The sequence below is a fragment of the Ectobacillus sp. genome (assembly GCF_056992975.1).
Window position 1 is genome coordinate 1 of sequence record NZ_JBXKMX010000104.1, and the last position, 10,869, is coordinate 10,869.

9 protein-coding genes, 1 other RNA gene and 1 riboswitch are annotated in these 10,869 nt (G+C 37.3%); of the genes, 1 reads left to right on the top strand and 9 read right to left on the bottom strand.

Features of this window, described 5'->3' with window-relative positions; all coding sequences use genetic code 11:
* On the bottom strand, positions 1-1,084 hold a 1,084-nt coding region (locus tag AC11ZT_RS05465), incomplete at its 3' end, for a type III polyketide synthase (RefSeq protein ID WP_484058637.1).
* 323 nt (positions 1,085-1,407) lie between these two features.
* Here AC11ZT_RS05465 and AC11ZT_RS05470 point away from each other — a divergent pair.
* Positions 1,408-2,523 (top strand): DUF418 domain-containing protein, encoded by a 1,116-nt coding sequence (locus AC11ZT_RS05470; RefSeq protein WP_484058645.1) that lies wholly within the window; start codon positions 1,408-1,410, stop codon positions 2,521-2,523.
* 44 nt (positions 2,524-2,567) lie between these two features.
* Here AC11ZT_RS05470 and pbuX read toward each other — a convergent pair whose 3' ends face one another.
* From pbuX to gpsB, 8 genes are all read right to left on the bottom strand, one after another.
* Positions 2,568-3,869 (bottom strand): xanthine permease PbuX, encoded by a 1,302-nt coding sequence (gene pbuX / locus AC11ZT_RS05475; protein WP_484058638.1) that lies wholly within the window; start codon positions 3,867-3,869, stop codon positions 2,568-2,570.
* Complete coding sequence (locus AC11ZT_RS05480) at positions 3,866-4,462, bottom strand: xanthine phosphoribosyltransferase (protein WP_484058639.1); 597 nt, start codon at positions 4,460-4,462, stop codon at positions 3,866-3,868. Before AC11ZT_RS05480 ends, pbuX begins: the two co-directional genes overlap by 4 nt.
* A gap of 129 nt (positions 4,463-4,591) precedes the next feature.
* Positions 4,592-4,694, bottom strand: a riboswitch (purine riboswitch).
* A 114-nt stretch (positions 4,695-4,808) separates the two neighbouring features.
* Positions 4,809-6,317, bottom strand: a complete 1,509-nt coding sequence (locus AC11ZT_RS05485) for a carboxypeptidase M32 (RefSeq protein WP_484058640.1) — start codon at positions 6,315-6,317, stop codon at positions 4,809-4,811.
* A gap of 65 nt (positions 6,318-6,382) precedes the next feature.
* On the bottom strand, positions 6,383-8,320 hold the full coding sequence (locus AC11ZT_RS05490; protein WP_484058641.1) for an ATP-dependent DNA helicase: 1,938 nt from the start codon (positions 8,318-8,320) through the stop codon (positions 6,383-6,385).
* A 64-nt stretch (positions 8,321-8,384) separates the two neighbouring features.
* The gene (locus AC11ZT_RS05495) at positions 8,385-8,567 is read right to left on the bottom strand and encodes a hypothetical protein (protein ID WP_484058642.1); all 183 of its coding nucleotides are present in this window, start codon (positions 8,565-8,567) and stop codon (positions 8,385-8,387) included.
* A 58-nt stretch (positions 8,568-8,625) separates the two neighbouring features.
* Complete coding sequence (locus tag AC11ZT_RS05500) at positions 8,626-9,768, bottom strand: THUMP domain-containing class I SAM-dependent RNA methyltransferase (RefSeq protein WP_484058643.1); 1,143 nt, start codon at positions 9,766-9,768, stop codon at positions 8,626-8,628.
* A gap of 116 nt (positions 9,769-9,884) precedes the next feature.
* Positions 9,885-10,272: RNase P RNA component class B (gene rnpB / locus AC11ZT_RS05505), an RNA gene on the bottom strand.
* Positions 10,273-10,325: 53 nt separating this feature from the next.
* A complete protein-coding gene (gene gpsB, locus AC11ZT_RS05510) occupies positions 10,326-10,661 on the bottom strand; it encodes a cell division regulator GpsB (protein WP_484058644.1) in 336 nt (111 codons plus the stop codon).
* Between the last annotated feature and the right edge of the window lie 208 nt (positions 10,662-10,869).

Genomic DNA, 10,869 nt, shown 5'->3' on the forward strand with positions numbered 1-10,869 from the left:
CTTCCTCCCATTCAACTAGTAGCAGTTCAGAGCTAAACCCAGGTCCTAATGCAGCAAGTAAACCGAATTGTCCTGGTTCATTCACTAACGACAAATATCTTTCAATTACATAAAGTAAGGTTGCAGAGGACATATTGCCATACTCCCTCAGTACTTCAAACGAAACTCGCGTATGCTCCAAACTCATTCCAAGAGAATCTTCATACGCCTCTAGCACTTTTTTCCCGCCTGGATGAGCAATAAAATGTGAAACATCCTGTAATTCCAACCCTTTATCTTGTAAAAAATGGACTACATTTGGACGAAGCCAACTACGAATAATAGATGGAATGTCTTTAGAAAATATGACATGCAGACCATTATTTCGAATATTCCAGCCCATTACATCTTCGGAATCTTTCATTAACGTGGATTGAGATCCTTTGAATATTGGTAACACAGGTAGAGCAGAGGAAATAGATACCTCATCTCCTGTAATAAAAACACATGCTACACCATCAGCAAATAGGGACGTCCCAATTAAGTTACTTTTGGATTTATCATTACGTTGAAAGGTAAGACTACAAAGCTCCACTGTTAGTACAATGACCTTTGCCTTCGGAAATGCTTGGCAGTACTCAAATGCGCGAGACAAACCTACAGCTCCTCCAGCACAGCCTAGTCCCCATAATGGAATTCGCTTAGTATGCGAAGAAAATGGCAATATATTCATAATTCTCGCATCAATAGTTGGCGTTGCAAGACCTGTAGAGGAAAGAAAGAAAAAAGCATCAATTTCCTCTACAGGTACAAAATGATTTAAAAACCGTTCACTGTTTAAACAATTTTGAATGGCTTTTACGCCCAAAGTAACAGCAGTTTCTATGTATATGGCATTTCGTTCTTCAAACGTATGCTCTTCTTGAAACCATGCTAAATCCTTAGTAAAATGACGCTTTTCAATTTGTCCGTTTGCAAAAACTTTCAGTAGTCTGTCCATATCTTTAAAGGACCCATCGAATAAATGAGAAACGAATTTTTCTACAGATTGCTGTGTGAACTCGTACGGTGGAGGACAAATTCCAGCAGATACAATCTTTGGCATACCTTTCACTCCTAGCTCTGTATTTTTTCTTACTATGTTCAAAAACCACAAAAATATACACGAAAAGAGCATTCGACTACCGCTTAACAAACAAAAAAGCCCCCTTTTTGGGAGCTCTCCGTCATGAACTGCCAGTTCAAAGGAGTGATACAAATCTTGTTGTGCACTCTTATTATACCGTAGTAGTCCGAATCCAATAGTGAAAATAATTGGAAATTATATTGGAATACGGACTAGACAAGAGGATTTATTTTTCATATATGATGAGTAGTTTCTCTTGTTATAATGGATTTGGAAAGATTAGAAGGAGAGGTCATTTGCAAATGCAAAAACGAATTGCTAATTTGGATGTTATTCGAGGTTTTGCTATTTTGGGTATTTTCTTTGTCAATTGGCCCACCATGGTCGGGGTCGAGACACTGGAACAAGAGCGCAGCTATGTAGGAATAGATGCTTTTATTCGGTGTTTTTATGATTTATTAATCCAAACAAAGTTTTATACTCTTTTTAGTATTTTATTTGGAATAAGCTTTACTATATTTATGGAAAAGGCAAGAAACAAGGGACACCGTGCCCATATACTATTTATTCGGCGATTACTCATTTTATTTCTATTTGGCGCCCTGCATTATATCTTATTTTGGAGCGGCGATATTCTACATTCCTACGCCTTATTTGGTTTCATCCTTCTATTTTATATAGATCGAAGTACAAAAACAATTCTCACTACAGCCGCTATGATGCAAGGTGTATTTATGCTCTTCACCCTTCTTACCTTATTCGTTCCTTATGAGAATACAATTGTAACAGCGATGCCCATACCAAGCTTTGAATGGCTTTACATAAGTAGTCGTTTTTACAACTTCTTCGGAGAAAATATAAATTCCAATCTTGTCTATCTTCCAGAAATTGCTGGATTATTTCTTATTGGATTATATATAGGAAAAAAAGATGTATTTCGTCGTGTAAGTCACTATAAACGACCTCTTCAAATCGTACAAATAGTGACTCTACTATTAACAGTACCAAGTTGGTACTATATCCTTTCCTATTATATTACCCATACCATGTACAATTCAGCTGTAATCTATCCATTTGTGGCCTTTAGTGGGAAAACGCTATGTTTATTTTACATCATCACACTGCTGCGTCTAATGGAGCACCCAACATGGCAGCGGCTTCTTCGTCCATTTCAATATGTAGGTCAGATGGCTCTGTCCAACTACATTGGACAAACACTTGTAACTCTGATTCTGTTTAGCGGCTTCTTCTCTTCTAAAACGCTTCCACTATATATCGGAGTTCCCTATTGTATCCTTGTATTTATTCTTCAAGTGTTCTTTAGTAAATGGTGGCTCTCGCATTTCCGTAACGGACCCTTAGAATATATATGGCGATGGGGCACGTATGGACGTAAAAAACAACCCTCACCAATTTAATTCTGATGAGGGTTGTTTTTTTAATTGAAATTCACGAATAAAAATCAAGAAGCTAGCTTTCCATCATTGTTCACTTTGGATTCAGTGGATGTTGTATGAAACAAGAGATTTAGAATAATCGCTGTCAAACTTCCGAGTACAATACCGTTGTCTGTTAAAATCCGAATACTTTCCGGAAGCTTTGCGAAAAATGTCGGTACAGCTGTAACGCCAAGGCCAATTCCAACCGAGCATGCGACTATGAGTAAGTTTTCTTGCTTTGCAAAGTCAACCTTACCAAGCATTTTCATTCCATATGCCATAACCATTCCGAACATGGCAAGGCTTGCTCCGCCTAGAACTGAAGGCGGGATAATTGTCGTGGCTGCTGCAATTTTCGGAACAAAGCCGAGCATAATTAAGAGTCCGCCACAAATATAAATGATGTTTCGGCTTTTCACACCAGATAACTGAACGAGCCCAACGTTTTGTGAATACGTAGTGTAAGGAAACGAATTAAAAATACCACCTAAAATAATGGCAATCCCTTCAGCACGGTAGCCTTTGGCTACTTGTTTTTCATCTAGCTTTTTCCCGCAAATATCAGAAAGTGCAAAATATACGCCTGTAGCCTCAACTATACCAACCAATGCAACAATAATCATGGTAATAATTGGTGTAAGTTCAAAAGTCGGTGTTCCAAAATAAAAAGGGCGAATCCCATGTACCCAACTTGCATCTGCTACTGCTTGAACATTTACCTTCCCCAAAAAAGCAGCCACAATTGTACCAAAAATAAGACCAAGTAGAATGCTAATAGCACGTATAAATCCAGTAAATAGACGATTGATGAGAATAATAAAGAGAAGCACACCAAATGCTAATAAAAGATTTTCCGGATTACCAAAGTCTTTACTTCCTACACCACCTGCCATGTCATTCATCGCAACCGGGACAAGAGTAATTCCGATTACAGTTACAACCGATCCCGTTACAACAGGAGGAAATAGCTTCACAAGTTTACCGAAGAAACCAGAAAATAAAACAATAAACAACCCTGCAACAATAACGCTACCATAAATAGCAGAAATGCCATATTGCTTCCCAATCGCGATCATTGGCCCAACTGCAGTAAACGTACAACCAAGCACAACGGGTAATCCAATCCCGAAGAAACGATTCCCTAACGCTTGAAGAATCGTAGCCACACCGCACATAAGTAGATCAATAGATACTAGATACGTTAGATCTTTTGGTCCAAAGCCAAGTGCTCCTCCTACAATTAATGGAACGATAACTGCACCTGCATACATCGCAAGCATATGTTGTAAACCAAGTGAAAACATTTGAAATGGTTGATTTTTCATGATTGTATTCCTCCTACTTCAGCATGTTGTTCGAATGTTACTATTCCATTTTCTAAGGATGTAATTTTAGCTAAAGATTCAACATGAAGTCCCGTTTCACGAAGCTTTTCGCCGCCTTCTTGAAACGCTTTTTCAATGACAATTCCAATGCCAGCAACTGTCGCCCCTGCCTGCTCTACTACATTAATCAAACCAAGAGCCGCTTGACCGTTTGCAAGAAAATCATCAATAATCAGAACTCGATCATCTGCTGCAAGATGATCTTGACCGATTGCAATTTCATTTGTTTCTTGCTTAGTAAACGAATATACCTTTGCCGTATATACATGCTGCAACGTTAGAGACTTACTCTTTCGTGCGAATACTGCTTTTACATTCATCATAAGTGCTGTCATCATGGCTGGTGCAATACCAGAAGATTCTATGGTTACAATTTTCGTAATACCTTCATTTCGAAAGCGTTTTGCAAATTCCTTACCAATCTCTTGCATTAAAATAGGATCGATTTGGTGATTCAAAAAAGCATCGACTTTTAATATTTGATTTGAGACTACTTTTCCTTCTTTTCTAATCTTCTCTTTTAACAGTTGCATGTTTAATCCCCTTTTGAAACCTATTTTTACCGAGCACTCTTTTATAAGTATGTATGAAAAAAAGGTATTTCCTCACCTATCAGTGAGGAAATACCTTTTCTACAAATGGAATATTCAAACTACCATTACGCAACAATTGTCCTCACTCATAGTCCAATATATTTACGGTTATTGGGTAGAAACTTGTAGGCCATATCCCTACGATTATATGAGTGCCCGTATGTAATTAACATGGTTAATTATACAGTAAGTCGCCAAATATGAAAAGAAAAACATAGAAAAAACACGTACATTTATCTGAATATTATATATTGTGTTCGTCTTTTCTATTCAAACAAAAACCTGCTTACGTCAAATGATAAATTTCCTTGTATTTATGTTCTAAGTAGGTAGCTAAATAAGTAGCTTGTAGTCCTTCTCCCGTAACTTCCTTCAATATTTCATTCGGACTTTTACTCTTACCAAATGTATGAATATGTACACGCAGCCATTCCACAATAGGCTCTACTTCTCCATACTCTAACAACTCATCAAAATTTGTTATTTCCTTCTCCATTTTATTCTTAAACTGCGCTGCATACATATAGCCTAGTGCGTAGGAAGGAAAATACCCAAAGTCTCCTCCTGCCCAGTGTATATCTTGAAGAACTCCTTCTCGGTCATTTTGAGGACGTATTCCTAAATATTCTTCCATCTTATCATTCCATACTTTCGGCAGATCTTTCACTTGAAGATCACCATCAAATAAAGCTTTTTCTACTTCATAACGGACCATAATATGAAGTGGATACGTTAATTCATCTGCTTCAATGCGAATAAGAGAAGGTTTAGATTCATTTATTGCAGCATAAAAATCATCAAGAGTTAAATTATCAAACTGACCTTCATTAGCTAATTGCAGCATCTCATAATTTTTACGCCAAAAATGCTTATTGCGTCCAATAAAGTTTTCAAAAAATAAAGATTGTGACTCATGAATCCCCATCGATGTACCCGAGCATAATGGGGTACCAATCCAATCTTTACTAATATTTTGTTCGTAAACAGCATGTCCACATTCGTGAATAGTACCAAAAATAGCTTTTCGGAAATCATGTTCATCATACTGAGTAGTAATTCGAACATCTCCTGGGTTTAAAGTAATTGCAAACGGGTGCATCGTTTCGTCTAGACGACCCGCTTCAAAATTATATTGAAGCTGTTCTAAAAGCATTGTACTAAATTGTCGCTGCTTTTCTTTTGGAAAAAATGCATACAAAGGCTCGGTCTGGAGAGAAAGAGTACTGTTTGCTATTTTTTTCACGAGTGGTACGATGCGAGTACGTAATTCAGTAAATACAGCATCTAACGTTTCGACTGTCATTCCAGGCTCGTATATGTCCAGAAGTACATCATATTTATTTGTTTCATATCCCCAATAGGAAATAAACTTCTTTTTATAATCAATAATTTGCACTAAATAAGGAGCGAGCATAGAAAAATCAGCTTGTTCCTTTGCAACTTCCCACACACTTTCAGCTTTAGCTTGTATTTTCACATATTGTTCGTATTCATCCTGTGGAATCTTATTGTTTCGATCATACTCTCTTCTACATTCGGCAACAATTTTCTCAGTTCGTTTTGAGAGTCTTTCTTCTGCTTCTAACGTTTTTAAAAAAGCTGCCATTTCATCAGAAACGGACATCCGAAATGCCTCAGAGGAAAGCATACCAATCACTTCAGCTCGCTCCTCAACTCCTTCTTTCGGGGCTCCTGTCCGTAAGTCCCAAAAAATAAGATTTAACGCTTCTCGGTAGTTTACAATTTTTTTTACATACGCTAAAAATTGTTCTTCCGTTTCATTTCTAGAATTCATAATTGATACATCTCCTTCCTTTTTATTACCATTCAATGAAAAACAACAAAATCCTGCATATGCCGTTATTCCATTTTCTCCCCTTGAACCGGTAGAATACGCTTCACATTTTCCACAACCGTAGCTAGTTCCTCTTTCTGAAGAAAAATCGTAATAAAGCCGTTATCCTGGCTCGTTCGAATCAGTCTTCCAATCCCTTGGCGTAAACGAAGGATCATGTATGGTAAATCAACCTCTTGAAATGGGTCACTTACATGTTGACGTTTCGCTTCAAAAACAGGATCATTTGGTGGAAATGGAAGCGACCAAATGACAACATGAGATAAGGAGGAACCTGGAATGTCTAACCCTTCCCATAGATGCACTGCGCATAATACCGTTTCTTCTTCGTTTTGAAACTGAGAAACGAGCACACTCATTTCCTTATCACCTTCATATAAAAAATCGTGATAGGTGCTACGCTCCTGCATTTCTTCCTTGAAACGCTTTAATTCTTCATTCGTTTTAAACAAAATAAGCGTTCTTCCATTTGTTTTTTCTAGTGATGATAACGTGTACTCTACTTTTTTCATCCATTCTTGATGTTTGCTATAGGTAGGTAAATATACTTTCATTTGTTCCTCATAGTCAAACGGGGAATCAACAGAAAAGGAAAGATAGTTTTCAACGCCAAGATTTCTAGCAAAGAAGGAAAACGAATTGTTTTCAGATAACGTAGCAGAAGAAAATACAATCGGAATCTGCTTCGAAAATACTCTCTCTCTCAACACTTCTTGCACTTCATGTGGCATAATAATCAATGTGCATCCGTCACCATCTTCTTCTACCCATGCAATTACATTTTCATTTTCAAGAAATAATTGTAAGGAATGTTCCATTAAATCCAAATGCTCGTCCACTACCGATAAATCATATTCATCGATCGTATGCATTTCGCCTTCAAAGACAATAGAATTCCCAATCTCTTCGATTTTCTCGTATAATTGCTTTGCTATTTTCATTAAGAGGCTTGAACGCCGTATATTCATACGCTTAGACCCAGGTATTTCTTCCGTATTTTCGTGCAAAATATGGAAAAAATCTGAAAACTGTTCAATAGACTCTTCAATCAACTCTGCAAATTCCTCACGAATATCATTTTGAAGCAGACGTGTAAGTAGGTCCTCCATCATCGTTTGTTGCAACCGATAGGTAAGCGCCTTTTGTGCGGCATATTCTACCAGATGACCTTCATCAAATATAACGCAGCTAGCTTCTGGCAATAAGGGTAGCTGCCCCTCGCGTTTGCGAGCCTCAAATGTCCAAATATGCTGCATATAGAAATCTTGGGAGCATATAATTAAATCAGTCGCTTTTCGATAATAATCACGAGACAGTGTCTGCCCACAGCGATGACGTTTTTCACAGGAAATACAATCTTGAAAATAATCAAATGCTACTTGTGACCATTCTTGATCCGTTAAATGAGGGTATTCCTTACGGTCACCATAATGGTGGAAATTTTGCATCGTGCCGTGATCAAATACAAATTCCGGCAAATGATCATAGGCTTCTTCGATACCTTCTGACGGAGATCCTTCAATTACACGTTCCATTTTTTTTAGGCACAAATAATTTTCCATTGATTTTGCTAGACGAACGTCTATATGTAAAGAAAGCGCCTTTGACAGCTTAGCTATATCCCCTTCTTCTTTCACTAATTGTTCAATAAGAGTCTCGTCCGCACATGCAATAATAGCTGGTTTTCCAATATAACGTGCATAGGTGATTGCATACAATAAATAAGCAATTGTTTTTCCAGTACCCACTCCTGCTTCTGCAAACAATACTTTCTTTTCCTTAAAAGCACGTTCCATCTGAAACGCCATAAATATTTGTTCATCCCGCATTTCAAACCCATGTTCAGGTAATATATCGTATAAGACGTCTCCAATCCATTCATTTAACCTATCAAAAAAGTTATCTTGTTTTCCTACTTCAAATGGTAATCCTGCTCTTGTCACGACACTTTCCTCCAACTCATATGAATGATACAAATGAAAAAGTTTTCCGTAATGGAAAACTTTTTCATTCTACGATTAACCTCATGTATTGCTCATCTAATAGCGTTTTATGTGATAAAGCGAGTAAATAAGAATGCTTGGCTTGTATAATTTCATTTCTAGCTTGCATAGAATCTGATTGTTCGATTATATGTTCTGTATAATCGATTGCTTTTTTAATAAGGATAAACTCATCCAAATTCTCCATTGGTTACCTTCTCCTTTTCTGTACGCATAATAAACAGTATACGTACAGAAAAGGAGAATTATTCTTTCAATCTTGGTGGACGTTTTCCGAAATATTGATAATAATCTGTACGTATCGTTCCGTTATAAAGTTTACGTTTTTTCGATGCAGGTTTTCCATATAATGTTTCAAAATTTTCATTGTTTGTTACAACATAGATAGACCAAGTATTATAGTTTCTAAACACTTTTCCCATATCAACATACAACTGCTCTACCACTGTTTTTTCACTTAAACGTTCTCCGTATGGTGGATTCGTCACCACATAGCCATATTCCTCTTTTGTAGTGAAATCTTTTACTTGCATTTGTTTAAATGAAATAAGATCAGCAAATCCTGCCTCTCTTGCATTATCTTGTGCAATTTGAACCATTCCATGGTCAATATCAGATCCGAAAATATGCAACGGTTGATCATAGTTTGCCTTATCTTCTGCTTCTTCATAGGCATGATCCCATTTGTCTTGAGATATCCAACCCCATTTACTAGCTGCAAACTCACGATTAAATCCAGGTGCAATATTTTGACCAATTAAGGCAGCTTCAATCGGAATCGTACCTGACCCGCATAGAGGATCAACAAAAGGCAAATTCGGATTCCAATTCGTTAGCATAACAAGTGCAGCGGCTAGTGTTTCTTTCAGTGGTGCTTCCCCTTGCCCAACCCGATAACCTCGTTTATGCAATCCTGTTCCGCTTGCATCAATTGTTAAAGTTGCTACATCTTTTAATAAGGAAACTTGAATACGGTATAAAGGACCATTTTCTTCAAACCAAGTTGTTCGTTTATACGTACTTTTCAATTTTTCCACGACAGCTTTTTTTACGATACTTTGGCAATCAGATATACTAAACAACTGTGACTTTACCGATTTACCTATTACCGGAAATTCTGCATTTTCCGGTATATAATCGCCCCATGGTAGTGCTTTTGTTTTCTCAAATAATTCATCAAACGATGTAGCTTTAAACTCACCGATTTTTATTTTTATGCGATCAGCCGTTCGTAACCAAAGATTTGAGCGACAAATCGCCGACTCATCAGCTTGAAATGTTACCTTACTATTCTCCACTTCACACTCATATCCAAGATTGCGAACCTCTCTAGCAACTAAAGCCTCTAATCCCATAGCTGCCGTTGCAATTAATGTAATTTTACCCATCTTCATTCTCCTAATAAAAACATTTTAATCCAAATTTGCAATACATATATAATACCACACAAAAAGCTCTCCTTTAAGTAAGGAGAGCTATTCGTTATCATTGTTAATTCATAACGTTTTGTAAGCCATGTTCTGTTCCATAGTACTGCAGACGGCTTTCGCCTCGTACTCCGGTGGTGACCATCTATCTACAGATGTATGATCTGTCCTTTCCCGTCGTTCATTTACTTAGGAAAGGTTCCCCTACCATAATTTGGGTTTCTCACTCGTGGGGTTTACCTCGTTCCACTCCCATCATTTCTTCTGGGACTTCGTCACTGTGGCACTTTCAAAGTAGTCTAGCCATATCTTATCAGACTTAGGCTATTTCCCTGCCGTTAGCCTCGCCGCAAGGCCAAGCTACCCTAGCTTATGACTTGGCTAGGCACGAACACTACAACCATCTCAGGTCGTGTGAGCATGGACTTTCCTCTACAGCAAATGCTGCAGCGATCACCCAAACGTTATGACGTGATAAATTATACTGTATAACATCAAAATACGCAAATTATTTTTTGTTACTCATACAATTTGCTTCCAAAAACAGCTTTTTCCAAGTTAGATAAACGTCGTAAAATATCAGTGTTCATATTATTGTATACTGGCTGTGCTGGCTGCGCAGGTTGAATTGGTTGTACAACTGTTGGTTGCTTCCCTTTTTGTTCTTCAATTAAACGTTTCATGCGAGCATTTTCTTGCTGTAGATGCTCAATTTCTTGATGAAAGGTTTCATAATCTTTGATAATTAAATCTAAAAATTTATCAACTTCTTCTTGTTGATAGCCCCGAATACCAGATTTAAAATCTTTCTCGAGAATATCCTTTGCCGTTAATTTCAGTTTATCAGAAATCATTTTTTCACCTCATATCTTTACAAAAGCTTACGTATTGGTTTCGTCCATACGAGCTTACAGATTTTTAAGTCGGCTATGTACATTTTACCATTGTCTTTTTTATTCTACAATGGTTACATTATACCCTGTCATCGTACACATCGCTTTTCTCCCACTGTTCTTGCTCTATCATATCCTGTAGATCAGAAAAACGAATAAAATAGCAAGG